Source organism: Pseudomonas migulae (assembly GCF_024169315.1).
Lineage (GTDB): Bacteria > Pseudomonadota > Gammaproteobacteria > Pseudomonadales > Pseudomonadaceae > Aquipseudomonas > Aquipseudomonas migulae_B.
Map to the genome: position 1 here is coordinate 3,241,621 of NZ_JALJWR010000001.1, position 25,791 is coordinate 3,267,411.

Sequence of the window (25,791 nt, forward strand, 5' to 3'; positions counted from 1 at the left end):
TAGTGACGCTAAAATTAGAAGCGGTAGTGCGAGAAAGCCTTGTTGGCTTCAGCCATACGGTGCACGTCTTCACGCTTCTTAACTGCAGCACCTTTACCTTCAGCAGCGTCCAACAGTTCGCCAGCCAAACGCAGAGCCATAGACTTCTCGCCGCGCTTACGGGCGAAGTCTACCAACCAGCGCATTGCCAGAGCGTTACGACGGGACGGACGAACTTCGACCGGAACCTGGTAAGTAGCACCGCCTACACGGCGCGACTTTACTTCGACCAGCGGAGCGATGGCGTCGAGAGCTTTCTCGAAGATTTCCAGGGGGTCGCTGTTCTTGCGTTCTTTAACCTTTTCCAGCGCGCCATAAACGATACGCTCGGCAACGGCTTTCTTGCCGCTTTCCATCACGTGGTTCATGAACTTGGCCAGGATCTGGCTGCCGTATTTTGGATCGTCAAGCACTTCGCGCTTGGCTGCTACGCGTCTTCTTGGCATGGATAAGCCCTCAAACGGTCTTCAGGTTCGCTCGGAATCGGTGCCCTTTCGGGACGCCTCCGACCTTACTCTTATCGACTCAGAAAAATAGATGATTCAGTTTTTACAAAAAGCCGCTACTACTTAGGCTTCTTGGTACCGTACTTCGAACGACCCTGGTTACGACCTTTAACGCCGGAAGTATCCAAAGAACCGCGAACGGTGTGGTAACGAACACCTGGCAAGTCTTTTACACGGCCGCCACGAATCAGGACGACGCTGTGCTCTTGCAGGTTGTGGCCTTCACCGCCGATGTACGAGGAAACCTCGAAACCGTTGGTCAGACGCACACGGCATACTTTACGCAGTGCCGAGTTAGGTTTTTTCGGCGTGGTGGTATACACACGGGTGCATACGCCACGACGTTGCGGGCAGTTCTGCAGCGCGGGCACGTCGGATTTCTCGACGATACGCTTACGCGGCTGACGTACCAGCTGGTTGATAGTTGCCATCTACTAGCTCCACTGTTGTCTTGCGACGCTATTGTCTTGCAAGAAAAGCAAAATGGCAGGAACGAATTCCCGCCAAATTTAGGGGTACAAGAGTCTAAAGAGGATCTTGTCCCCAGTCAAGGCAAGGCCCCGACCTTCCCGCTCATCCAACCTCGACAAAATGTCTTGATTCGATGAACGGGACGATCGGGGCCTTACGCTCATTTATCGCAGAACTCAGTTACCGCTCGAGTTCAGCGCTTCGGTCAGTGCAGCTTCCACTTCACTGGCGCTTACGCGCAACGGCTTGTCAGCATCACGGCGACGCTTGCGCTCGCTGTGATATGCCAAACCGGTACCCGCCGGGATCAGACGACCCACGACTACGTTCTCTTTCAGGCCGCGCAGGTAATCGCGCTTGCCGGTTACCGCCGCTTCGGTCAGTACTCGAGTGGTTTCCTGGAAGGAAGCCGCCGAGATGAACGATTCGGTGGACAACGACGCCTTGGTGATACCCAGCAACACGCGAGTGAACTTGGAAACGAATTTCTCGTCGCCTGCCAGACGCTCGTTCTCTACCAGAACGTGAGTCAATTCCATCTGGTCGCCCTTGATGAAACTGGAATCGCCGGATTCAGCGATTTCAACTTTACGCAGCATCTGACGCAGGATGGTCTCGATGTGCTTGTCGTTGATCTTCACGCCTTGCAGACGGTAAACGTCCTGGATCTCGTTCACGATGTACTTGGCCAGCGCACTCACACCCAGCAGACGCAGGATGTCGTGTGGATCGCTAGGGCCGTCGGAGATAACTTCGCCGCGGTTTACCTGTTCGCCTTCGAAGACGTTCAGGTGGCGCCACTTCGGAATCAGCTCTTCGTACGGATCGCTACCGTCGTTCGGGGTGATAACCAGACGGCGCTTGCCTTTGGTCTCTTTACCGAACGCGATGGTGCCGCTGACTTCAGCCAGAATCGAGGCTTCTTTCGGACGACGGGCTTCGAACAAGTCGGCAACACGCGGCAGACCACCGGTGATGTCACGGGTCTTCGAAGTCTCTTGCGGAATACGAGCGATAACATCACCGATCGCGATTTTCGCACCATCCGCAACACCGACCAGGGCGTTGGCTGGCAGGAAGTACTGAGCGATAACGTCAGTGCCTGGCAGCAACAGATCCTTGCCGTTGTCATCAACCATCTTCACAGCAGGACGGATATCTTTACCGGCAGCTGGACGGTCTTTGGCGTCGAGTACTTCAATGTTGGTCATACCGGTCAATTCGTCAGTCTGACGCTTGATCGTGATGCCTTCTTCCATGCCCACGTAGGTCACGGTACCTTTCATTTCGGTAACGATCGGGTGAGTGTGCGGATCCCACTTGGCCACGATTGCGCCAGCGTCGACCTTGTCACCCTCTTTAACCGAAATCACAGCACCGTACGGCAGCTTGTAACGCTCACGCTCACGACCGAAGTCATCAGCGATGGCCAGCTCACCGGAACGGGACACAGCAACCAGGCAACCATCCACTCGCTCAACGTGCTTCAGGTTGTGCAGACGGACGGTACCGCCATTCTTCACCTGAACGCTGTCGGCTGCGGAGGTCCGGCTTGCCGCACCACCGATGTGGAACGTACGCATGGTCAGCTGGGTACCCGGCTCACCGATGGACTGGGCAGCGATAACGCCGACCGCTTCACCGATGTTCACCTGGTGACCACGAGCCAGGTCACGGCCGTAGCACTTGGCGCAAATGCCGTAGCGGGTTTCGCAGCTGATCGGCGAACGCACGATCACTTCGTCGATGCTGTTCAGCTCGATGAACTCGACCCACTTCTCATCTACCAGCGTGCCGGCAGGAACGATAACTTCCTCGGTACCTGGCTTGAATACGTCACGGGCAATGACACGACCCAATACGCGTTCACCCAATGGCTCAACAACGTCACCGCCTTCAATGTGCGGAGTCATTACCAGGCCATGTTCGGTGCCGCAATCGATCTCGGTCACAACCAGATCCTGCGCTACGTCTACCAGACGACGAGTCAGGTAACCGGAGTTCGCAGTTTTCAACGCGGTATCCGCCAAACCTTTACGAGCACCGTGAGTGGAGATGAAGTACTGAAGTACGCTCAAACCTTCACGGAAGTTCGCAGTAATCGGCGTTTCGATGATGGAGCCGTCCGGCTTGGCCATCAGGCCACGCATACCGGCGAGCTGACGGATCTGCGCAGCAGAACCCCGTGCGCCCGAGTCGGCCATCATGTACATCGAGTTGAAGGATTCCTGGTCGACTTCGACGCCATGACGGTCGATGACTTTCTCTTTCGAGAGGTTGGCCATCATCGCTTTGGAAACTTCGTCGTTCGCCTTGGACCAAAGGTCGATCACTTTGTTGTACTTCTCGCCCTGGGTTACCAGGCCGGAGGCGTACTGACTTTCGATCTCTTTCACTTCGTCGGTAGCAGCACCGATGATGCGGGCTTTTTCATCCGGGATAACGAAGTCGTTAACACCGATGGAAACGCCGGAAATGGTCGAATAGGCAAAACCGGTGTACATCAACTGGTCAGCGAAGATCACGGTCTCTTTCAAACCAACCACGCGGTAGCACTGGTTGATCAGCTTGGAGATCGCTTTTTTCTTCATCGGCTGGTTGACGACATCGTACGACAGGCCAGGTGGAACAACCTGGAACAACAGCGCACGGCCGACAGTGGTGTCGACGATACGGGTGTTCTTGACGCTGCCACCATCACGATCGTTGACGGTTTCGTTGATCCGCACTTTGACCTTGGCGTGCAGTGCGGCTTCGCCAGCACGGAACACACGGTCAACTTCCTGCAGATCCGCGAACACACGACCTTCGCCCTTGGCGTTGATCGCTTCACGAGTCATGTAGTACAGACCCAATACAACGTCCTGCGACGGAACGATGATTGGCTCACCGTTGGCTGGCGACAGAATGTTGTTGGTCGACATCATCAACGCACGCGCTTCCAGCTGGGCTTCCAGCGTCAGCGGTACGTGCACGGCCATTTGGTCGCCGTCGAAGTCGGCGTTGTACGCAGCACAGACCAACGGGTGCAGCTGGATAGCCTTACCTTCGATCAGTACCGGTTCAAACGCCTGGATACCCAGACGGTGAAGGGTCGGTGCACGGTTGAGGAGAACCGGGTGTTCACGGATCACTTCAGCGAGAACGTCCCAAACCTCTGGCAGCTCGCGCTCGACCATCTTCTTGGCAGCTTTGATGGTGGTAGCGAGACCACGCATTTCCAGCTTGCCGAAAATGAACGGCTTGAACAGCTCGAGAGCCATTTTCTTCGGCAGACCGCACTGGTGCAGACGCAGGGTCGGACCTACGGTAATTACCGAACGACCGGAGTAGTCAACACGCTTACCGAGCAAGTTCTGACGGAAACGACCCTGCTTACCCTTGATCATGTCAGCCAGGGATTTCAGAGGACGCTTGTTGGAACCGGTGATAGCACGACCACGACGACCGTTGTCGAGCAGTGCATCGACAGCTTCCTGCAACATACGCTTTTCGTTGCGCACGATGATGTCCGGAGCGGACAGATCGAGCAGGCGCTTCAAGCGGTTGTTACGGTTGATCACTCGACGATACAGATCGTTGAGGTCGGAAGTCGCGAAGCGACCGCCATCCAGCGGGACCAGTGGACGCAGATCTGGCGGCAGAACCGGCAGAACGGTCAGCACCATCCATTCTGGAAGGTTGCCGGAACCCTGGAAGGCTTCCATCAACTTCAGACGCTTGGACAGCTTCTTGATTTTGGTTTCGGAGTTGGTTTGCGGAATCTCTTCACGCAGACGGCCAATCTCGTGTTCCAGATCGATAGCGTGCAGCAGTTCACGGACAGCTTCGGCACCCATGCGGGCATCGAAATCGTCGCCGAACTCTTCCAGCGCTTCGAAGTACTGCTCGTCGTTCAGCAGCTGACCCTTTTCAAGGGTGGTCATGCCTGGATCGATAACGACATAGCTCTCGAAGTAGAGAACACGTTCGATATCACGCAGGGTCATGTCCATCAGCAAGCCGATACGGGACGGCAACGATTTCAGGAACCAGATGTGGGCAACTGGCGAGGCCAGTTCGATGTGCGCCATGCGCTCACGACGAACTTTGGCCAGCGCGACTTCAACGCCGCACTTCTCGCAGATCACACCACGGTGCTTCAAGCGCTTGTACTTACCGCACAGGCACTCGTAATCCTTTACCGGGCCAAAGATCTTGGCGCAGAACAGGCCGTCACGCTCAGGTTTGAACGTACGGTAGTTAATGGTTTCCGGCTTTTTAACTTCACCGAACGACCACGAACGGATCATCTCAGGCGATGCCAATCCAATACGGATGGCGTCGAACTCTTCGACTTGACCCTGGTTTTTCAGCAAATTCAGTAGGTCTTTCAAGGCCTTTCCTCCTGGCGGAGCAGAAAGCGGGCAATCCTGCCCCGCTCTCGATTCGCGTCACGTGTTATTCGGTTTCCAGATCGATATCGATGCCGAGGGAACGAATTTCCTTGATCAACACGTTGAAGGACTCGGGCATGCCCGGCTCCATACGGTGATCGCCATCCACGATGTTTTTGTACATCTTGGTACGGCCGTTCACATCGTCCGACTTCACTGTGAGCATTTCTTGCAGAGTGTAAGCAGCACCGTATGCTTCCAGTGCCCAGACCTCCATCTCCCCGAAACGCTGACCACCGAACTGCGCCTTACCACCCAGCGGCTGCTGGGTAACCAGGCTGTACGAACCAGTAGAACGAGCATGCATCTTGTCGTCTACCAAGTGGTTCAGCTTCAGCATGTACATGTAGCCAACAGTAACCGGGCGCTCGAACTTGTTGCCGGTACGGCCGTCGGTCAGCTGCATCTGGCCGCTTTCTGGCAGGTCTGCCAGTTTCAGCATGGCCTTGATTTCGCTTTCCTTGGCACCGTCGAACACTGGAGTGGCCATTGGAACGCCGCCACGCAGGTTCTTCGCCAGATCCAGGATTTCCTGATCGGAGAAGCTATCCAGATCTTCGTTACGACCGCCGATCTGGTTGTAGATCTCGTCGAGGAATTTACGAAGCTCAGCAACTTTGCGCTGCTCTTCGATCATCCGGTTGATCTTCTCGCCCAGACCTTTGGCCGCGAGGCCGAGGTGGGTTTCAAGGATCTGACCAACGTTCATACGCGAAGGAACGCCCAACGGGTTGAGGACAACGTCGACCGGGGTGCCATTGGCATCGTGCGGCATGTCTTCAACCGGCATGATCACAGAGACCACACCTTTGTTACCGTGACGACCGGCCATCTTGTCGCCCGGCTGGATGCGGCGACGGATTGCCAGGTAAACCTTGACGATTTTCAGCACGCCTGGAGCCAGGTCATCGCCCTGCTGCAGTTTGCGCTTCTTGTCTTCGAACTTGTCGTCCAGCAGACGGCGGCGATCAACGATATAGGCCTGAGCCTTCTCGAGTTGCTCGTTCAGAGCATCTTCAGCCATGCGCAGTTTGAACCACTGACCATGCTCAAGACCGTCGAGAACTTCGTCGGTGATGTCCTGACCTTTCTTCAGGCCGGCGCCGCCTTCGGCTTTGTGGCCGACCAGAGCGGAACGCAGACGTTCGAAAGTGGCGCCTTCAACGATACGGAACTCTTCGTTCAGGTCCTTGCGGATCTCGTCGAGTTGAGTCTTCTCGATCGACAGTGCACGAGCATCACGCTCAACGCCGTCGCGAGTGAAGACCTGTACGTCGATGACGGTACCCTTGGTGCCGGTAGGCACACGCAGGGAGGTGTCTTTAACGTCGCTGGCTTTTTCACCGAAAATGGCACGCAGCAGCTTCTCTTCCGGAGTCAGTTGGGTCTCGCCTTTCGGAGTGACCTTACCTACCAGAATGTCGCCTGCGCCGACTTCAGCACCTACGTAAACGATACCGGCTTCGTCCAGTTTGTTCAGTGCAGCTTCACCCACGTTAGGGATGTCTGCAGTGATTTCCTCTGGCCCAAGCTTGGTGTCACGCGCCACACAGGTCAGTTCCTGAATGTGGATCGTGGTGAAGCGATCTTCCTGAACCACACGCTCGGACAGGCAGATGGAGTCTTCGAAGTTGAAGCCGTTCCATGCCATGAACGCGATGCGCATGTTCTGACCCAGTGCCAGTTCACCCATGTCGGTGGACGGACCGTCGGCCATGATGTCGCTACGCTGAACCCGATCACCTTTACGCACCAGCGGACGCTGGTTGATGCAGGTGTTCTGGTTGGAGCGGGTGTACTTGGTCAGGTTGTAGATGTCGACACCAGCTTCGCCGGTTTCAACTTCGTCATCAGCAACACGAACCACGATACGGCTGGCGTCAACGGAATCGATAACGCCACCACGACGAGCCACGACGCAAACGCCGGAGTCACGAGCTACGTTACGCTCCATGCCGGTACCGACCAGCGGCTTGTCAGCGCGCAGGGTTGGTACAGCTTGACGCTGCATGTTCGAACCCATCAACGCACGGTTGGCGTCGTCGTGCTCGAGGAACGGGATCAGCGACGCTGCAACCGAAACTACCTGCTTCGGCGATACGTCCATCAAGGTGACGTCTTCCGGCGCCTTGACGGTGAACTCGTTCAAGTGACGAACAGCTACCAGTTCGTCGATCAGGACTTTCTTGTCATTCATCGTGGCCGAAGCCTGAGCGATCACGTGATCAGCTTCTTCGATGGCGGACAGGAATACGATCTCGTCGGTGACCAGAGCGTCTTTCACCACACGGTACGGGCTCTCGAGGAAGCCGTACTGGTTGGTGCGCGCATAGGCAGCCAGGGAGTTGATCAGACCGATGTTCGGACCTTCCGGCGTTTCAATCGGGCAAACACGACCGTAGTGCGTCGGGTGTACGTCACGGACTTCAAAGCCAGCACGCTCACGAGTCAGACCGCCAGGGCCGAGTGCAGAAACACGACGCTTGTGGGTGATCTCGGACAGCGGGTTGTTCTGGTCCATGAACTGGGACAGCTGGCTGGAACCGAAGAACTCTTTCACCGCGGCAGCCACTGGCTTGGCGTTGATCAGGTCTTGCGGCATCAGGCCTTCGCTTTCAGCCATCGACAGACGCTCTTTGACCGCACGCTCAACACGTACCAGGCCAACGCGGAACTGGTTCTCAGCCATTTCGCCTACGCAGCGAACACGACGGTTACCCAGGTGGTCGATGTCATCGACAATGCCTTTACCGTTACGGATGTCGACCAGAGTCTTCAGAACCGCAACGATGTCTTCTTTGCACAACACGCCCGAACCTTCGATCTCGGTACGACCGATACGACGGTTGAACTTCATCCGGCCGACCGCAGACAGGTCGTAGCGCTCAGGGCTGAAGAACAGGTTGTTGAACAGAGTCTCGGCAGCGTCTTTGGTTGGCGGCTCGCCTGGACGCATCATGCGATAGATCTCTACCAGCGCTTCCAATTGGTTGCTGGTGGAGTCGATCTTCAGAGTGTCGGAGACGAACGGACCGCAGTCGATATCGTTGGTGTACAGAGTTTCGATGCGAACAACTTGAGCCTTGGCGATTTTCGCCAGGATCTCGGTGTTCAGCTCGGTGTTGCACTCTGCCAGGATTTCGCCGGTTGCCGGATGCACGATGACCTTGGCGGTAGTGCGACCCAGGACGTAGTCCAGAGGCACTTGCAGCTCTTTGATCCCGGCTTTTTCCAGCTGGTTGATGTGGCGAGCGGTGATACGACGACCTTGCTCGACAATAACCTTGCCTTTGTCATCCAGGATATCCAGGACAGCAATTTCACCACGCAGGCGCTGAGGCACCAGTTCCAGGCTGAGGTTTTCACCTTGCACGTGGAAGACGTTGGTGGTGTAGAACGCGTCGAGCACTTCTTCAGTGGTATAGCCGAGCGCGCGCAGCAGTACCGATGCAGGCAGCTTGCGACGACGGTCGATACGCACGAACACGCAGTCTTTCGGGTCGAACTCGAAGTCCAGCCACGAACCGCGGTAAGGAATGATACGCGCGGAGTACAGCAGTTTGCCGGAGCTGTGCGTCTTGCCACGGTCGTGGTCGAAGAACACGCCCGGGGAACGGTGCAGCTGGGAAACGATTACACGCTCGGTACCGTTGATTACGAAGGTACCGTTCTCAGTCATCAGGGGGATTTCACCCATGTAGACTTCTTGCTCTTTGATGTCCTTGATCGCTTTGTTCGACGATTCTTTGTCGAAAATGATCAGGCGCACTTTTACCCGCAAAGGTACGGCGTAAGTTACACCGCGCAATACGCATTCTTTGACATCAAATGCCGGTTCGCCCAGGCGATAACCGACGTACTCCAGCGCAGCATTGCCGGAGTAGCTGATGATCGGGAAAACGGATTTGAAGGCCGCATGCAGGCCCACGTCGCGGAACTGATCTTTAGTCGCTCCCGCCTGCAAGAATTCACGATACGAATCCAGCTGGATTGCCAGGAGATACGGCACATCCATGACGTCCGGCAACTTGCTAAAGTCCTTGCGGATACGTTTTTTCTCAGTATATGAGTAAGCCATCAGCGTTCCCCAGCTTGGTCACCTGCTTGTTTGGCCCCTCCCGACGGGAGCAGCCAGAAAATCGTGCAAACCCCATGGTTTGCGCCACCGCATCGGGTGGTTACAGCTCGTTACCAGCACCGACCCAGTCGGTTGCCAATAACGGAAAAAGGCCGGTGGCAAGAGCCACCAGCCATCAGCCTTTCGCTTAACGCTCGGGCTGGAGGAGCAAAGTCGATGCTTACTTCAGCTCGACTTTAGCGCCTGCTTCTTCCAGAGTAGCTTTGGCTTTGTCAGCTGCGTCTTTCGAAACAGCTTCCAGAACCATGGCAGGAGCGCCGTCAACTACAGCCTTGGCTTCTTTCAGGCCCAGACCGGTCAGTTCACGTACTGCCTTGATCACGTTAACTTTCTTCTCGCCAGCTTCGGTCAGCATGACGTTGAATTCAGTTTGTTCTTCAACAACGGCAGCAACAGCAGCTGGACCAGCGGAAGCAGCAGCAGCGGAAACGCCGAACTTCTCTTCCATGGCCTTGATCAGCTCAACGATTTCCAGAACGGATTTTTCGCCGATTGCTTCGATGATTTGGTCGTTAGTCAGAGACATGACTATAAATTCCTGTATTGGGGTGACAGCCTACGCGGCCATCGAAATAAACAATAAACGCTGAAAGGAGACGCTCAGCCTTAGGCTGCAGCAGCTTCTTTCTGGTCGCGAAGAGCCGCCAGAGTACGAGCCAATTTGCTGGTTGCGCCTTGAATCACGCTCATCAGCTGAGAAATTGCTTCGTCACGGGTCGGCAGGCTTGCCAGTACGTCGATCTGATTAGCCGCGAGGAACTTGCCCTCGAACGCAGCTGCCTTGATCTCGAACTTATCCTGACCTTTTGCGAACTCTTTGAAGATACGGGCAGCAGCGCCCGGATGTTCTTTGGAGAATGCAATCAAGGTCGGGCCAGTGAACACGTCGTTGAGCACGTCATATTGAGTGCCAGCAACGGCGCGCTTGAGCAGGGTGTTACGTACAACACGTACGTAAACGCCAGCTTCACGAGCCTCTTTACGGAGTCCGGTCATAGCGCCTACTGTTACGCCACGGGCATCAGCCACGACAGCGGACAGAGCAACTTGGGCAGCCTTGTTGACTTCAGCGACGATGGCCTTCTTGTCTTCAAGTTTAATTGCCACGGGAAAAACTCCTGCTTGTTACCGTTTCATCCAACCGAGGCCAGATGTCGTTTTGGTGTCTGATTCGGTAAGGAACCGGGAGCACCATCTGCGTAGGCTTGAGGTTTAAGACTTGCGTCGCCTACGGTCTTGGATAGCCCCCGCCAGGCAGGGACCCCAATCTTTCAATTAGCGCAATCGCTTGCGCCAACTTGTGTCTTACGCGTCGAGCGAGCTTTGGTCGATGACCAGACCTGGGCCCATAGTGGTGCTCAGGGTAACGCGCTTGACGTAAATGCCTTTCGAGGAAGCTGGCTTGATACGCTTCAGATCAGCGATCAGGGCTTCAACGTTTTCCTTCAGCTTGACGGCGTCAAAGCCGATCTTGCCAACGGAAGTGTGGATGATGCCGTTTTTGTCGGTGCGATAACGAACCTGACCAGCCTTGGCGTTCTTAACCGCGGTAGCTACGTCTGGGGTTACGGTGCCGACTTTAGGGTTAGGCATCAGGCCACGTGGACCGAGGATCTGACCCAACTGACCTACAACGCGCATTGCATCCGGGGATGCGATAACTACGTCATAGTTCAGGTCGCCGCCTTTCATTTCGGCAGCCAGGTCGTCCATGCCTACACGGTCAGCGCCGGCAGCCAGAGCGGCCTCAGCAGCTGGACCCTGGGTGAACACGGCAACGCGAACAGTCTTGCCAGTGCCGTGTGGCAGCACAGTAGCGCTACGAACGACCTGGTCGGATTTACGCGGGTCAACACCCAGGTTCACAGCAACGTCGAACGACTCGCTGAACTTGACAGTCGACAGCTCAGCCAGCAGAGCAGCAGCGTCTACAAAGTTGTAGGACTTGCCTGCTTCGATTTTGTCGGCGATAGCCTTTTGACGCTTGGTCAACTTAGCCATTACACACCCTCCACGTTAAGGCCCATGCTACGAGCAGAACCGGCGATGGTACGCACGGCTGCTTCCATATCAGCTGCAGTCAGATCCGCGTTTTTAACTTTCGCGATATCTTCCAGCTGAGCACGAGTCACGGTGCCAACCTTAACGGTGTTCGGACGAGCGGAACCGCTAGTCAGACCGGCCGCCTTCTTCAGCAGAACCGAAGCAGGGGTGGATTTGGTTTCGAAAGTGAAGCTACGGTCGCTGTAGACAGTGATGATCACTGGAGTCGGCAGGCCTGGTTCAATACCCTGAGTACGGGCGTTGAAAGCCTTGCAGAATTCCATGATGTTCACGCCGTGCTGACCCAAAGCAGGACCAACAGGTGGGCTTGGGTTAGCCTGAGCGGCCTTCACTTGCAGCTTGATGTAAGCGGTAATCTTCTTGGCCATGAGGCACTCCAATTACGGGTTCGAACGCCTCGAAAGGCTCCCCGGTTACTTGCGCGTTTATCCCAGTGACGACAAAACCCCACAGCCTAGGGCTGCGGGGTTGGGATGCTTGCTCAGCTAGACCTTTTCGACCTGGCTGAACTCGAGCTCTACCGGAGTAGAGCGACCGAAAATGAGCACTGCCACTTGGATCCGGCTCTTTTCGTAGTTAACTTCTTCAACCGTACCGGTAAAATCGGCAAACGGCCCGTCATTGACACGTACCGACTCGCCTGGCTCGAACAACGTCTTCGGCTTCGGCTTATCGCTACCATCAGCAACGCGACGCAGAATCGCTTCTGCCTCTTTATCTGTAATCGGTGCAGGCTTATCAGCAGTACCGCCGATGAAACCCATCACCCGAGGAGTATCCTTGACCAAGTGCCAAGTACCCTCGTTCATGTCCATCTGAACCAGCACATAACCTGGGAAGAACTTGCGCTCGCTTTTGCGTTTCTGGCCATTACGCATTTCAACCACTTCTTCAGTGGGAACCAGAATTTCGCCAAAGCCATCTTCCATGCCAGCCAGCTTTACGCGCTCTACCAACGAGCGCATGACATGCTTCTCGTAACCGGAGTAAGCATGCACAACGTACCAACGCTTAGCCACGGGACACCCTTAGCCGACAATCAAGGAAACAAGCCAGCCGAGCAGGGAATCAAGCCCCCACAACAGCAACGCCATAACCAGAACAACAGCCACAACAATCAACGTGGTCTGCGTGGTTTCTTGGCGAGTTGGCCATACGACTTTACGAATCTCGGTGCGAGCTTCCTTCACCAGCACAAAGAAAGACTTGCCCTTGACTGTCTGCAGGCCTACAAAGGCAGCTACAGCAGCAATGGCAAGCAATGCAAGTACGCGGTACAGGATCGGCGAAGCAGAGTAATACTGATTGCCAACAACGCCAACAACCACCAAAGCGACTACTACTAGCCACTTGAGCAGATCGAAGCGAGAGCCTTGAGCTTCAGCTTTAGGAGTCATCTATGAAGATCCTGTGAAAAGAAAGCCAGACACACCAAGTGAATCTGGCAGGTCAGGAGGGAATCGAACCCCCAACCTACGGTTTTGGAGACCGTCGCTCTGCCAATTGAGCTACTGACCTAAAACAAAATCAGGCCGACCATTATGCCGGCCCGAAAAAGACATTACAACAACTTACTCGATGACTTTGGCTACGACACCAGCGCCGACGGTACGACCGCCTTCACGGATTGCGAATCGCAGACCATCTTCCATCGCGATGGTTTTGATCAGGGTAACGGTCATCTGAACGTTATCACCCGGCATCACCATTTCAACACCTTCTGGCAGCTCGCAATTACCAGTCACGTCAGTCGTACGGAAGTAGAACTGTGGACGGTAACCCTTGAAGAATGGCGTATGACGACCACCCTCTTCCTTGCTCAGAACGTAAACCTCAGCAGTGAACTTGGTATGCGGCTTGACGGTGCCTGGCTTGACCAAAACCTGGCCACGCTCAACATCATCACGCTTGGTACCGCGCAGCAAAACGCCGCAGTTCTCGCCAGCACGACCTTCGTCGAGCAGCTTGCGGAACATCTCAACACCCGTGCAAGTAGTTTTGACGGTGTCACGAAGACCAACAATCTCAACTTCTTCCTGGATGCGAACAATGCCACGCTCAACACGACCAGTCACAACAGTACCGCGACCGGAGATCGAGAACACGTCCTCGATCGGCATCAGGAACGGCTTGTCAATAGCACGTTCAGGCTGCGGAATGTAGCTATCCAGAGTCTCAACCAACTTCTTGACGGCAGTGGTACCCATCTCGTTGTCGTCCTGACCGTTCAACGCCATCAGCGCAGAACCAATGATGATCGGAGTGTCATCACCTGGGAAATCGTAAGTGCTCAGCAGATCGCGCACTTCCATCTCAACCAGCTCCAGCAGCTCAGCATCGTCAACCATGTCAGCCTTGTTCAGGAAGACAACGATGTACGGAACGCCAACCTGGCGGGACAGCAGGATGTGCTCACGGGTTTGCGGCATCGGACCATCAGCGGCCGAGCAAACCAGAATCGCACCATCCATCTGAGCAGCACCGGTGATCATGTTTTTTACGTAGTCGGCGTGACCAGGGCAGTCAACGTGTGCGTAGTGACGCACGGCCGAATCGTATTCAACGTGAGCGGTGTTGATGGTAATACCACGAGCTTTTTCTTCAGGGGCGCTATCGATCTTGTCGAAGTCAACCTTTGCCGAACCGAAAACTTCGGAGCAGACACGGGTCAAGGCAGCAGTCAAAGTAGTTTTGCCGTGGTCAACGTGACCAATGGTACCTACGTTGACGTGCGGCTTATTACGTTCGAACTTTTCCTTAGCCATCAAAATCACCCCTAGGAGAAGAATTGAGCAAGTCAAACAAGCCATTAAAACAAAGGCAGATATTTTCATATCTGCCTTGTTATATGGAGCTCTTGAGCGGATTTGAACCGCTGACCTCACCCTTACCAAGGGTGTGCTCTACCAACTGAGCTACAAGAGCGCAACACTTTGCAGGATCTGCAAACTTGGAGCGGGTAGCGGGAATCGAACCCGCATCATCAGCTTGGAAGGCTGAGGTTCTACCACTAAACTATACCCGCGGAGCTTGCAGCTCTCGCTAAAAATGGTGGAGGGGGAAGGATTCGAACCTTCGAAGTCGTAGACGTCAGATTTACAGTCTGATCCCTTTGGCCGCTCGGGAACCCCTCCTAAGCGAGCCGGCATTCTATATCATGCCAGCCTTCTGTCAAGCATTTTCTCATTAAAAACCTGAGGTTAGCTGCGTTGACCTCGCTTTGCACCGTCGACCTTTAAAGGTCTTCACTGCGAAGCGGGCGCCATTCTATGCAAACTATTCAGCGGGTGCAACCCCCTCGCACGGCATTATTTTATGTTTTAACTCATTGAATTCTCTGGAAAGGTTTTGCAGCTGCACATCATCCAGCCAGCGCCGGCTTTCTGGAGCCACGCGCACCCAGTAACCAGCAAACTCTGGGAGATCTTTTGGCAAGGACTGATATTTGATCTCCATGCCATTCAAGCGTCGCTCAACAGCCTGAACGGCTTCTGGACGAACGAAGCCACCCAGGTACAAACAGCTATTGTCCGGCCGGGTAGCTTTTCCTTTATCCCGGGACGCATCAGTCGTCTCGCTCAACAAGCGAATATCCTGCTGAGCCCCGCGGTACAAACTCAAAGGAGTGACATCCTTCGCGCGAAGAGGAGCCTCCTGTTGGTGCCAGATGTAATAGAACACGTTGAGAACAAGCAGCAGCAGGAACAACCAACGCATATGAACCTCAGGACAAAGGACATGCCATAGCCAAACCCACAAACACCAGATCTGGAACCACTCTGGCCTCAGGTACGATCTCGGAAACCAGTCCCGCATCTCCCCCAGTGAGGAATACGGTAAAATCGGCCCCCCAGTAACTACGCGCGAGCTCTAACTGAGTCAGAACAAACCCTCTGAGCATCAGCGAGCAGCCCCGCTCAACCGCTTCGACGGTGGTCCGACCCGGAACGAGACTTTCCAGAGCGCGCTCGGCAGCGAGATCTCCATAACGAATTTTACGGGTGTGGGTACGCAACTGATTCCGCATCAACGGCATCCCCGGACAAATAAATCCTCCGAGATGCTCTCCATCACCAGCGACGTAATCCGCAGTGACAGCAGTACCGAAATCCAGCACCAGGCAAGCACGCGATGCCAGGTGGAATCCTCCAAGCATCGCCAACCAGCGATCTAGCCCCAGGCGCTCGAACTCTTCGTAGCCATTGCGCACCCCCAGCATTTCGCGAGCGGGTGTCGCACAAGCAACCGACACGCCAAAAGCCTCTGTCAGCAGAGAAACCAATGCGCCGGTTTCCTCACTCGTTCTGACACTGACCAACCGACAGAACTTGAGAGCAAGCCCCTCGAGCGCACTCAAACTCTCCAGCAATGCGAGATTCGAATCGACGACTCCTTCACCGACCGTCTTGCGCACATCCGCGCCAAGTACTCGCCATTTGATGAAACTGTTTCCGCAGTCGAGCTCAAGAATCATCACGCAACCTCAAACTGAGCTCACCGCCACTAAAGACTTTTTCCACACCACCCACCTTCAAGCGCAGAGCACCCTGACTATCAATACCCAGCACTTCGCCATCTATTTGGTTAACACCAGCGATCAACGACACCACCCGCCCCTGCCATAGATGATTTTGCTCCCACTCAGCCTGGATAGCGGGAAATCCGCCGAGCTGATGCCGCTCCAAATATACCTGGAGCTTCTCGCTCAACCGAGCGACCAGATGATTGCGATCAAAGGCCCGCCCCGACTCGAGCCGCATGGACGTCCACTGCTGATCAACCTCATCGGCCATCTGCATATTCACATTAATTCCAACACCCAGCACCACGTGGCACACATCAGCAGGATCTCCGACCAACTCGAGCAATATTCCTGCGATTTTTTTCTGACCCACCAGAACATCGTTCGGCCACTTCAAGCCCGCATCTGAAACACCCAGCGCTCTCAAGCCTTGCATGACGGCAAGTCCTACAACAAGACTCAAACCTTCGAGCTGGCGCATACCACCATCAATACGCAGCACCAGACTGTAATAGATGTTTTCCGCGAAAGGACTCACCCACTTACGCCCACGGCGCCCGCGACCAGACGTCTGCCGCTCGGCGAGCACAAGGAATGGTGCTGCCTGGCCACGATCAATTGCACGCAATGCCTCAGCATTAGTGGAGTCAATTGAATCGAAAATTAGAATGGGCCAATCACAAGAAGGGGCCTGCTCGGCAATCGCGACAGAATCAAGCAGCGTCAACGGCGAAGCCAGTTGATAACCGCGCCCTCGCACCTTGTGGATAGACAAGCCAAGTTCAGCCTCTAAAAGCTGAAGCTGTTTCCAGACAGCACTACGACTGACACCCAAGGCGGCGCCCAGGTCCTGACCCGAATGGAATCGGCCATCTTTCAGAAGCTTTAACAATGTCAGCATGCAAGTCCCGCCTCACCATGAGGCCCGCATGATAGCTACGCCTTGAGTTGTTGCATAGAAACCGTACCGGACAGATTTTCCTGCGGGCAAAACAAAACCCCAACTGCTTTCGCAATTGGGGTTTCGGAATTTAATCTTGACGATGACCTACTCTCACATGGGGAAACCCCACACTACCATCGGCGATGCATCGTTTCACTGCTGAGTTCGGGATGGGATCAGGTGGTTCCAACGCTCTATGGTCGTCAAGAAATTCGGTAGCCGGCTCGTTTTCTCTTGCGAGATCACGCTCCAGCGAATGGGTATGCGATAGTTTGTGTGTTTGTATCCGAACTTTCGGTTCGTTTCGTCTTCACACACCGCAATCTGGCCTCTCTCGAGTTCACAGATTGCTTGGGTGTTATATGGTCAAGCCTCACGGGCAATTAGTATTGGTTAGCTCAACGCCTCACAGCGCTTACACACCCAACCTATCAACGTCGTAGTCTTCGACGGCCCTTCAGGGGACTCAAGGTCCCAGTGAGATCTCATCTTGAGGCTAGTTTCCCGCTTAGATGCTTTCAGCGGTTATCTATTCCGAACATAGCTACCCGGCAATGCCACTGGCGTGACAACCGGAACACCAGAGGTTCGTCCACTCCGGTCCTCTCGTACTAGGAGCAGCCCCTCTCAAATCTCAAACGTCCACGGCAGATAGGGACCGAACTGTCTCACGACGTTCTAAACCCAGCTCGCGTACCACTTTAAATGGCGAACAGCCATACCCTTGGGACCGGCTTCAGCCCCAGGATGTGATGAGCCGACATCGAGGTGCCAAACACCGCCGTCGATATGAACTCTTGGGCGGTATCAGCCTGTTATCCCCGGAGTACCTTTTATCCGTTGAGCGATGGCCCTTCCATACAGAACCACCGGATCACTAAGACCTACTTTCGTACCTGCTCGACGTGTCTGTCTCGCAGTCAAGCGCGCTTTTGCCTTTATACTCTACGACCGATTTCCGACCGGTCTGAGCGCACCTTCGTACTCCTCCGTTACTCTTTAGGAGGAGACCGCCCCAGTCAAACTACCCACCATACACTGTCCTCGATCCGGATAACGGACCTGAGTTAGAACCTCAAAGTTGCCAGGGTGGTATTTCAAGGTTGGCTCCACGCGAACTGGCGTCCACGCTTCAAAGCCTCCCACCTATCCTACACAAGCAAATTCAAAGTCCAGTGCAAAGCTATAGTAAAGGTTCACGGGGTCTTTCCGTCTAGCCGCGGATACACTGCATCTTCACAGCGATTTCAATTTCACTGAGTCTCGGGTGGAGACAGCGCCGCCATCGTTACGCCATTCGTGCAGGTCGGAACTTACCCGACAAGGAATTTCGCTACCTTAGGACCGTTATAGTTACGGCCGCCGTTTACCGGGGCTTCGATCAAGAGCTTCGCGTTAGCTAACCCCATCAATTAACCTTCCGGCACCGGGCAGGCGTCACACCCTATACGTCCACTTTCGTGTTTGCAGAGTGCTGTGTTTTTAATAAACAGTCGCAGCGGCCTGGTATCTTCGACCGGCATGGGCTTACGCAGTAAATGCTTCACCCTCACCGGCGCACCTTCTCCCGAAGTTACGGTGCCATTTTGCCTAGTTCCTTCACCCGAGTTCTCTCAAGCGCCTTGGTATTCTCTACCCAACCACCTGTGTCGGTTTGGGGTACGGTTCCTGGTTACCTGAAGCTTAGAAGCTTTTCTTGGAAGCATGGCATCAACCACTTCGTCATCTAAAAGATAACTCGTCATCAGCTCTCGGCCTTAGAATCCCGGATTTACCTAAGATTCCAGCCTACCACCTTAAACTTGGACAACCAACGCCAAGCTGGCCTAGCCTTCTCCGTCCCTCCATCGCAATAACCAGAAGTACAGGAATATTAACCTGTTTTCCATCGACTACGCTTTTCAGCCTCGCCTTAGGGACCGACTAACCCTGCGTCGATTAACGTTGCGCAGGAAACCTTGGTCTTTCGGCGTGGGTGTTTTTCACACCCATTGTCGTTACTCATGTCAGCATTCGCACTTCTGATACCTCCAGCAAGCTTCTCAACTCACCTTCACAGGCTTACAGAACGCTCCTCTACCGCATCACCTAAGTGATACCCGTAGCTTCGGTGTATGGTTTGAGCCCCGTTACATCTTCCGCGCAGGCCGACTCGACTAGTGAGCTATTACGCTTTCTTTAAAGGGTGGCTGCTTCTAAGCCAACCTCCTAGCTGTCTAAGCCTTCCCACATCGTTTCCCACTTAACCATAACTTTGGGACCTTAGCTGACGGTCTGGGTTGTTTCCCTTTTCACGACGGACGTTAGCACCCGCCGTGTGTCTCCCATGCTCGGCACTTGTAGGTATTCGGAGTTTGCATCGGTTTGGTAAGTCGGGATGACCCCCTAGCCGAAACAGTGCTCTACCCCCTACAGTGATACATGAGGCGCTACCTAAATAGCTTTCGAGGAGAACCAGCTATCTCCGAGCTTGATTAGCCTTTCACTCCGATCCACAGGTCATCCGCTAACTTTTCAACGGTAGTCGGTTCGGTCCTCCAGTTAGTGTTACCCAACCTTCAACCTGCCCATGGATAGATCGCCCGGTTTCGGGTCTATTCCCAGCGACTAGACGCCCTATTAAGACTCGCTTTCGCTACGCCTCCCCTATTCGGTTAAGCTCGCCACTGAAAATAAGTCGCTGACCCATTATACAAAAGGTACGCAGTCACCCAACAAAGTGGGCTCCCACTGCTTGTACGCATACGGTTTCAGGATCTATTTCACTCCCCTCTCCGGGGTTCTTTTCGCCTTTCCCTCACGGTACTAGTTCACTATCGGTCAGTCAGTAGTATTTAGCCTTGGAGGATGGTCCCCCCATATTCAGACAAAGTTTCTCGTGCTCCGTCCTACTCGATTTCATGACTAAGAGATTTTCGCGTACAGGGCTATCACCCACTATGGCCGCACTTTCCAGAGCGTTCCGCTAATCTCAAAGCCACTTAAGGGCTAGTCCCCGTTCGCTCGCCACTACTAAGGGAATCTCGGTTGATTTCTTTTCCTCAGGGTACTTAGATGTTTCAGTTCCCCTGGTTCGCTTCTTAAGCCTATGTATTCAGCTTAAGATACCTAACTTATGTTAGGTGGGTTCCCCCATTCAGACATCTCCGGATCAAAGTCTGTTTGCCGACTCCCCGAAGCTTTTCGCAGGCTACCACGTCTTTCATCGCCTCTGACTGCCAAGGCATCCACCGTATGCGCTTCTTCACTTGACCATATAACCCCAAGCAATCTGGTTATACTGTGAAGACGACATTCGCCGAAAATTCGCGATTAAACTCACAAATTTTACCTTAGCCTGATCCGTTACCAGTGAAAGTAACGTCCAGTCTATCTTTCTATCACATACCCAAATTTTTAAAGAACGATCTAGCCAAAGACTAGAAATCAACATTCACCATCATCACGATGGAATGCTCATTTCTAAGCTTTCAACAAACAGAAGCAGTAGTGGTGGAGCCAAACGGGATCGAACCGTTGACCTCCTGCGTGCAAGGCAGGCGCTCTCCCAGCTGAGCTATGGCCCCGTATTGCTACAGGATCCCACACAAAAATTGGTGGGTCTGGGCAGATTCGAACTGCCGACCTCACCCTTATCAGGGGTGCGCTCTAACCAACTGAGCTACAGACCCAATTTCGGGCTGCTTCTTATCGTCTTCTTCAATGAATCAAGCAATTCGTGTGGGAACTTATGGAGCAGCTGATGTCGTCGATTAAGGAGGTGATCCAGCCGCAGGTTCCCCTACGGCTACCTTGTTACGACTTCACCCCAGTCATGAATCACACCGTGGTAACCGTCCTCCCGAAGGTTAGACTAGCTACTTCTGGTGCAACCCACTCCCATGGTGTGACGGGCGGTGTGTACAAGGCCCGGGAACGTATTCACCGCGACATTCTGATTCGCGATTACTAGCGATTCCGACTTCACGCAGTCGAGTTGCAGACTGCGATCCGGACTACGATCGGTTTTGTGGGATTAGCTCCACCTCGCGGCTTGGCAACCCTCTGTACCGACCATTGTAGCACGTGTGTAGCCCAGGCCGTAAGGGCCATGATGACTTGACGTCATCCCCACCTTCCTCCGGTTTGTCACCGGCAGTCTCCTTAGAGTGCCCACCATTACGTGCTGGTAACTAAGGACAAGGGTTGCGCTCGTTACGGGACTTAACCCAACATCTCACGACACGAGCTGACGACAGCCATGCAGCACCTGTCTCAATGTTCCCGAAGGCACCAATCCATCTCTGGAAAGTTCATTGGATGTCAAGGCCTGGTAAGGTTCTTCGCGTTGCTTCGAATTAAACCACATGCTCCACCGCTTGTGCGGGCCCCCGTCAATTCATTTGAGTTTTAACCTTGCGGCCGTACTCCCCAGGCGGTCAACTTAATGCGTTAGCTGCGCCACTAAGAGCTCAAGGCTCCCAACGGCTAGTTGACATCGTTTACGGCGTGGACTACCAGGGTATCTAATCCTGTTTGCTCCCCACGCTTTCGCACCTCAGTGTCAGTATCAGTCCAGGTGGTCGCCTTCGCCACTGGTGTTCCTTCCTATATCTACGCATTTCACCGCTACACAGGAAATTCCACCACCCTCTACCATACTCTAGCTTGTCAGTTTTGAATGCAGTTCCCAGGTTGAGCCCGGGGATTTCACATCCAACTTAACAAACCACCTACGCGCGCTTTACGCCCAGTAATTCCGATTAACGCTTGCACCCTCTGTATTACCGCGGCTGCTGGCACAGAGTTAGCCGGTGCTTATTCTGTCGGTAACGTCAAGACACCAACGTATTAGGTTAATGCCCTTCCTCCCAACTTAAAGTGCTTTACAATCCGAAGACCTTCTTCACACACGCGGCATGGCTGGATCAGGCTTTCGCCCATTGTCCAATATTCCCCACTGCTGCCTCCCGTAGGAGTCTGGACCGTGTCTCAGTTCCAGTGTGACTGATCATCCTCTCAGACCAGTTACGGATCGTCGCCTTGGTGAGCCATTACCTCACCAACTAGCTAATCCGACCTAGGCTCATCTGATAGCGCAAGGCCCGAAGGTCCCCTGCTTTCTCCCGTAGGACGTATGCGGTATTAGCGTCCGTTTCCGAGCGTTATCCCCCACTACCAGGCAGATTCCTAGGCATTACTCACCCGTCCGCCGCTCTCAAGAGAAGCAAGCTTCTCTCTACCGCTCGACTTGCATGTGTTAGGCCTGCCGCCAGCGTTCAATCTGAGCCATGATCAAACTCTTCAGTTCAAACATCTTTGGGTTTTTAAGAAACCCTAAACTTGGCTCAGCAATCGTTGGTTACATCTTTGATTTCTCGCGGAGTAACTTGTGATGCTGATAATCTTGTTGACTATCAGTCTGACTCCACAAGCACCCACACGAATTGCTTGATTCAGTTGTTAAAGAGCGGTTGGTTAAGATCTTTCGTCTCAACCGAGGCGCGCATTCTACAGCGCCCTCTGTATCTGTCAAGCGGTTATTTTCAGAAGTTTTCAAAGTTTCCTTTGCAACTTCAACCACTTGCGCTTCCGATCTCTCGTTAGCGGGAGGCGAATTCTACAGCGTTACTCGCTGCTGTCAACACCTCTTTTTCTCCGCTCTCGACCGAGAAGATCGAACCGTCAATCAGGCGAAAACACACGACCTGATCAACTCCTTCTGGGCTTCGATGATCTGAAGCAACTCGCCGTCGAAAACTGCGTAACTCTTTGTTTACCAAGGAGTTTTACGTTTCGACTGCGCCGGAAGTGGGGCGAATTATAGACTTCCAGAATCTGCCGTCAACCCCTGATTTCAGCTTTATTCGGATTTAAGCGAAATACGCGCAAATGCCTTCTTCCCAGCCTGGCAAACATGGGTCGCGCCCAGTACGTATATAAAGGTGCGATCGACAACCTCACCATCTATACGAACACCGCCAGAATTCAGGAGGTCACGCGCCACTGCCGAGTTCTTCACGAGACCGGCCTTATTAAGGACAGCAGCGATCGGCATATCTTCGGTAGCGGTCAATTCGATTTCCGGCAAATCGTCCGGAAGCTCACCATCCTTCATGCGATTACCCGCTGCACGGTGAGCATTGGCCGCAGCCTCCTCACCATGGAAGCGCGCAACGATTTCTTCGGCCAGCTTGATCTTGATGTCACGCGGATTCGCGCCCGCCTCGACATCAGCACGGAATGCATTGATCTCATCCATGGAGCGGAAGCTGAGCAATTCGAAGTAACGCCACATCAGCGCATCCGGAATGGAAACCAGCTTGCTGTACATCACCCCCGGCGCTTCCTGGATACCGACGTAGTTGCCCAGCGATTTGGACATCTTCTTCACGCCATCCAGCCCCTCGAGCAACGGCATGGTCAGAATGCACTGAGGCTCCTGACCATAACCGCGTTGCAGTTCACGCCCCATCAGCAGGTTGAACTTCTGGTCGGTGCCGCCCAGTTCGATATCCGCGCGCAAGGCGACCGAGTCGTAACCCTGAACCAGCGGATAGAGGAACTCGTGAATGGCGATTGGCTGATTGGTCGTGTAGCGCTTGTCGAAGTCGTCACGCTCAAGCATGCGCGCAACGGTGTACTGCGATGTCAGGCGAATGAAGTCGGCCGGCCCCATCTGGTCCATCCAGGTGGAGTTGAACGCCACTTCGGTTTTCGCCGGATCAAGAATCTTGAAGACTTGGGTCTTGTAGGTCTCGGCATTCTCGAGAACCTGCTCACGGGTAAGCGGTGGACGTGTTGCACTTTTGCCGCTCGGATCACCGATCATCCCGGTGAAGTCACCTATAAGGAAGATCACCTGATGCCCCAGCTCCTGGAACTGACGCAGCTTATTAATAAGCACGGTGTGACCCAGGTGCAGATCCGGCGCAGTCGGATCGAAGCCTGCCTTAATACGTAGCGGCTGGCCACGCTTGAGCTTTTCGATCAGCTCGGACTCGACCAACAGTTCTTCCGCACCACGTTTGATCAGCGCTAGCTGCTCTTCAACCGACTTCATAACAGACCCGCAAGGCTCGAATTCAAAGGGAACCAACCATACAAGATCACGCGTCAAATACAAAGTTTGGCCGGCGCAATGACGCCAATCCGCTGGCAGAGTGACCACGGACTTGCTTCAGAGATGATTTGGTTATATTTTATACAGTTATTTCATCTTCATCATGTCATTCATCTTTTCCAATTCATCTTTTTCAAAGTCAAAATTACCTATGACCAAAGAATCGTCTAAAGCGCCTCCGCTTTACCCGAAGACCCACCTGCTCGCAGCAAGTGGCATCGCCGCCCTTCTGAGCCTGGCGCTTCTGGTATTCCCTTCCAGTGATGTAGAAGCCAAAAAGACGACCCTGAGTCTTGAGCTGGAAAGCCCTGCTGAACAACTGACACAAGATCAAGACGCCGCTGAAGCGGTCCAAGCCACAAATGAGCCGGCAACTTCCCCTTTCGCGCAGATTGAAAACAGCGCCGAAGACACCCCGGAAACCGCTCAGGCCGCCCCTGCGCCGGTTGTCGAAGAAAAGAAGGCACCCAACCACAGGGAAGTGATTGTCGCCAAGGGCGATACGCTCTCTACCCTGTTCGAGAAAGTCGGTCTGCCAGCCGCTTCGGTGCATGAAGTACTGGCCAGCGACAAGCAGGCCAAGCAATTCAGCCAACTCAAGCACGGCCAGAAACTCGAATTTGAACTGAACCCTGAAGGCCAGCTGACCAACCTGCACAGCAAGATCAGCGACCTCGAAAGCATCACGCTGACCAAGAATGACAAGGGTTATGTCTTCAACAAAATCACCGCCAAGCCTACCGTGCGCTCTGCCTACGTTCATGGTGTGATCAACAGTTCGCTGTCGCAATCCGCCGCTCGCGCCGGCCTGTCCCACAGCCTGACGATGGACATGGCCAGCGTGTTTGGCTACGACGTCGACTTCGCCCAGGATATTCGCCAGGGCGACGAGTTCGACGTGATCTACGAACAGAAAGTCGTCAACGGCAAGGCCGTCGGCAACGGCCCGATCCTCTCTGCGCGCTTCACCAACCGCGGCAAGACCTACACCGCCGTGCGTTACACCAACAAACAAGGCAACAGCAGCTACTACACGGCTGACGGCAACAGCATGCGCAAGGCGTTTATCCGTACACCCGTGGATTTCGCCCGCATCAGCTCGAAATTCTCCATGGGCCGCAAACACCCGATCCTGAACAAGATCCGCGCCCACAAAGGCGTCGACTACGCTGCGCCACGCGGTACGCCAATCAAGGCGGCCGGCGACGGCAAAGTGTTGCTGGCAGGTCGCCGCGGCGGCTACGGCAATACCGTGATCATTCAGCACGGCAACACCTATCGCACGCTGTATGGCCACATGCAGGGATTTGCCAAAGGCGTCCAGACCGGCAGCTCCGTCAAGCAGGGGCAAGTGATTGGCTATATCGGCACCACCGGCCTGTCTACTGGCCCGCACCTGCACTACGAGTTCCAGGTCAATGGTGTTCACGTCGATCCGCTGGGTCAAAAGGTGGCGATGGCCGATCCGATTTCCAAAGCGGAACGCGCTCGTTTCCTCGCGCAGAGTCAGCCGCTGATGGCGCGCATGGACCAAGAGAAGTCCACCCAACTGGCTTCGAGCAAGCGCTAA

Annotated in this window: 16 protein-coding genes, 6 tRNA genes and 3 rRNA genes; 1 reads left to right on the forward strand and 24 read right to left on the reverse strand. The window is 54.3% G+C overall.

Going from position 1 to position 25,791, the window contains the following annotated elements; all coding sequences use genetic code 11:
- Window positions 1–14: 14 nt before the first annotated feature.
- The 24 genes from rpsG to tyrS form a co-directional block, all read right to left on the reverse strand.
- Complete coding sequence (gene rpsG, locus J2Y86_RS14885; protein WP_002555493.1) at window positions 15–485, reverse strand: 30S ribosomal protein S7; 471 nt, start codon at window positions 483–485, stop codon at window positions 15–17.
- A gap of 119 nt (window positions 486–604) precedes the next feature.
- Window positions 605–976: a 30S ribosomal protein S12 gene (rpsL, locus tag J2Y86_RS14890; protein WP_002555494.1), complete on the reverse strand. Its 372-nt coding sequence runs from the start codon at window positions 974–976 to the stop codon at window positions 605–607.
- A gap of 216 nt (window positions 977–1,192) precedes the next feature.
- Window positions 1,193–5,392 (reverse strand): DNA-directed RNA polymerase subunit beta', encoded by a 4,200-nt coding sequence (rpoC, locus tag J2Y86_RS14895; protein ID WP_017341073.1) that lies wholly within the window; start codon window positions 5,390–5,392, stop codon window positions 1,193–1,195.
- A gap of 64 nt (window positions 5,393–5,456) precedes the next feature.
- Complete coding sequence (rpoB, locus tag J2Y86_RS14900) at window positions 5,457–9,530, reverse strand: DNA-directed RNA polymerase subunit beta (RefSeq protein ID WP_253432684.1); 4,074 nt, start codon at window positions 9,528–9,530, stop codon at window positions 5,457–5,459.
- 220 nt (window positions 9,531–9,750) lie between these two features.
- On the reverse strand, window positions 9,751–10,116 hold the full coding sequence (gene rplL, locus J2Y86_RS14905; protein WP_008073881.1) for a 50S ribosomal protein L7/L12: 366 nt from the start codon (window positions 10,114–10,116) through the stop codon (window positions 9,751–9,753).
- 80 nt (window positions 10,117–10,196) lie between these two features.
- Window positions 10,197–10,697: a 50S ribosomal protein L10 gene (rplJ, locus tag J2Y86_RS14910; protein ID WP_010467255.1), complete on the reverse strand. Its 501-nt coding sequence runs from the start codon at window positions 10,695–10,697 to the stop codon at window positions 10,197–10,199.
- Window positions 10,698–10,895: 198 nt separating this feature from the next.
- Window positions 10,896–11,591: a 50S ribosomal protein L1 gene (gene rplA, locus J2Y86_RS14915; protein ID WP_253432687.1), complete on the reverse strand. Its 696-nt coding sequence runs from the start codon at window positions 11,589–11,591 to the stop codon at window positions 10,896–10,898.
- Window positions 11,591–12,022 carry a 50S ribosomal protein L11 gene (rplK, locus tag J2Y86_RS14920; protein WP_017341076.1) on the reverse strand — a complete coding sequence of 144 codons (432 nt, stop codon included), beginning with the start codon at window positions 12,020–12,022 and terminating at the stop codon, window positions 11,591–11,593. Before rplK ends, rplA begins: the two co-directional genes overlap by 1 nt.
- Window positions 12,023–12,139: 117 nt before the next feature.
- Window positions 12,140–12,673: a transcription termination/antitermination protein NusG gene (nusG, locus tag J2Y86_RS14925; protein WP_007896622.1), complete on the reverse strand. Its 534-nt coding sequence runs from the start codon at window positions 12,671–12,673 to the stop codon at window positions 12,140–12,142.
- 9 nt (window positions 12,674–12,682) lie between these two features.
- Window positions 12,683–13,051 carry a preprotein translocase subunit SecE gene (secE, locus tag J2Y86_RS14930; protein WP_008145488.1) on the reverse strand — a complete coding sequence of 123 codons (369 nt, stop codon included), beginning with the start codon at window positions 13,049–13,051 and terminating at the stop codon, window positions 12,683–12,685.
- 45 nt (window positions 13,052–13,096) lie between these two features.
- Window positions 13,097–13,172, reverse strand: a tRNA-Trp gene (locus J2Y86_RS14935).
- A 53-nt stretch (window positions 13,173–13,225) separates the two neighbouring features.
- Entirely contained in the window at window positions 13,226–14,419 is a 1,194-nt protein-coding gene (gene tuf, locus J2Y86_RS14940) for an elongation factor Tu (RefSeq protein ID WP_007896619.1), read from the reverse strand.
- 84 nt (window positions 14,420–14,503) lie between these two features.
- A tRNA-Thr gene (locus tag J2Y86_RS14945) sits at window positions 14,504–14,579 on the reverse strand.
- A 26-nt stretch (window positions 14,580–14,605) separates the two neighbouring features.
- A tRNA-Gly gene (locus tag J2Y86_RS14950) sits at window positions 14,606–14,679 on the reverse strand.
- A gap of 24 nt (window positions 14,680–14,703) precedes the next feature.
- A tRNA-Tyr gene (locus J2Y86_RS14955) sits at window positions 14,704–14,788 on the reverse strand.
- A 142-nt stretch (window positions 14,789–14,930) separates the two neighbouring features.
- Window positions 14,931–15,371: a hypothetical protein gene (locus J2Y86_RS14960; RefSeq protein ID WP_253432690.1), complete on the reverse strand. Its 441-nt coding sequence runs from the start codon at window positions 15,369–15,371 to the stop codon at window positions 14,931–14,933.
- Between the two features lie 7 nt (window positions 15,372–15,378).
- Window positions 15,379–16,128, reverse strand: coding sequence for a pantothenate kinase (locus J2Y86_RS14965; RefSeq protein ID WP_253432693.1), 750 nt, complete (start codon window positions 16,126–16,128; stop codon window positions 15,379–15,381).
- Window positions 16,118–17,077 (reverse strand): bifunctional biotin--[acetyl-CoA-carboxylase] ligase/biotin operon repressor BirA, encoded by a 960-nt coding sequence (gene birA / locus J2Y86_RS14970; protein WP_253432696.1) that lies wholly within the window; start codon window positions 17,075–17,077, stop codon window positions 16,118–16,120. Before birA ends, J2Y86_RS14965 begins: the two co-directional genes overlap by 11 nt.
- Before the next feature lie 134 nt (window positions 17,078–17,211).
- A 5S ribosomal RNA gene (gene rrf, locus J2Y86_RS14975) occupies window positions 17,212–17,327 on the reverse strand.
- 154 nt (window positions 17,328–17,481) lie between these two features.
- A 23S ribosomal RNA gene (locus J2Y86_RS14980) occupies window positions 17,482–20,373 on the reverse strand.
- A 236-nt stretch (window positions 20,374–20,609) separates the two neighbouring features.
- Window positions 20,610–20,685: transfer RNA gene (locus J2Y86_RS14985), tRNA-Ala, on the reverse strand.
- Between the two features lie 28 nt (window positions 20,686–20,713).
- Window positions 20,714–20,790, reverse strand: a tRNA-Ile gene (locus tag J2Y86_RS14990).
- A gap of 82 nt (window positions 20,791–20,872) precedes the next feature.
- Window positions 20,873–22,409, reverse strand: a 16S ribosomal RNA gene (locus J2Y86_RS14995).
- The 16S, 23S and 5S rRNA genes sit together here with 2 tRNA genes alongside, the layout of an rRNA operon.
- A gap of 552 nt (window positions 22,410–22,961) precedes the next feature.
- Window positions 22,962–24,161 (reverse strand): tyrosine--tRNA ligase, encoded by a 1,200-nt coding sequence (gene tyrS / locus J2Y86_RS15000; RefSeq protein WP_253440310.1) that lies wholly within the window; start codon window positions 24,159–24,161, stop codon window positions 22,962–22,964.
- Window positions 24,162–24,372: 211 nt separating this feature from the next.
- Between tyrS and J2Y86_RS15005 the strand changes: the two genes are divergently transcribed.
- Complete coding sequence (locus J2Y86_RS15005) at window positions 24,373–25,791, forward strand: peptidoglycan DD-metalloendopeptidase family protein (RefSeq protein ID WP_253432699.1); 1,419 nt, start codon at window positions 24,373–24,375, stop codon at window positions 25,789–25,791.

What these genes read in the sequence shown, in the direction of transcription:
- rpsG (WP_002555493.1), bottom strand. Translation starts at nt 485, where the DNA reads ATGCCAAGAAGACGCGTAGCAGCCAAGCGCGAAGTGCTTGACGATCCA.
- rpsL (WP_002555494.1), bottom strand. Translation starts at nt 976, where the DNA reads ATGGCAACTATCAACCAGCTGGTACGTCAGCCGCGTAAGCGTATCGTC.
- rpoB (WP_253432684.1), bottom strand. Translation starts at nt 9,530, where the DNA reads ATGGCTTACTCATATACTGAGAAAAAACGTATCCGCAAGGACTTTAGC.
- rplL (WP_008073881.1), bottom strand. Translation starts at nt 10,116, where the DNA reads ATGTCTCTGACTAACGACCAAATCATCGAAGCAATCGGCGAAAAATCC.
- rplA (WP_253432687.1), bottom strand. Translation starts at nt 11,591, where the DNA reads ATGGCTAAGTTGACCAAGCGTCAAAAGGCTATCGCCGACAAAATCGAA.
- rplK (WP_017341076.1), bottom strand. Translation starts at nt 12,022, where the DNA reads ATGGCCAAGAAGATTACCGCTTACATCAAGCTGCAAGTGAAGGCCGCT.
- secE (WP_008145488.1), bottom strand. Translation starts at nt 13,051, where the DNA reads ATGACTCCTAAAGCTGAAGCTCAAGGCTCTCGCTTCGATCTGCTCAAG.
- tuf (WP_007896619.1), bottom strand. Translation starts at nt 14,419, where the DNA reads ATGGCTAAGGAAAAGTTCGAACGTAATAAGCCGCACGTCAACGTAGGT.
- J2Y86_RS14960 (WP_253432690.1), bottom strand. Translation starts at nt 15,371, where the DNA reads ATGCGTTGGTTGTTCCTGCTGCTGCTTGTTCTCAACGTGTTCTATTAC.
- J2Y86_RS14965 (WP_253432693.1), bottom strand. Translation starts at nt 16,128, where the DNA reads ATGATTCTTGAGCTCGACTGCGGAAACAGTTTCATCAAATGGCGAGTA.
- birA (WP_253432696.1), bottom strand. Translation starts at nt 17,077, where the DNA reads ATGCTGACATTGTTAAAGCTTCTGAAAGATGGCCGATTCCATTCGGGT.
- tyrS (WP_253440310.1), bottom strand. Translation starts at nt 24,161, where the DNA reads ATGAAGTCGGTTGAAGAGCAGCTAGCGCTGATCAAACGTGGTGCGGAA.
- J2Y86_RS15005 (WP_253432699.1), top strand. Translation starts at nt 24,373, where the DNA reads ATGACCAAAGAATCGTCTAAAGCGCCTCCGCTTTACCCGAAGACCCAC.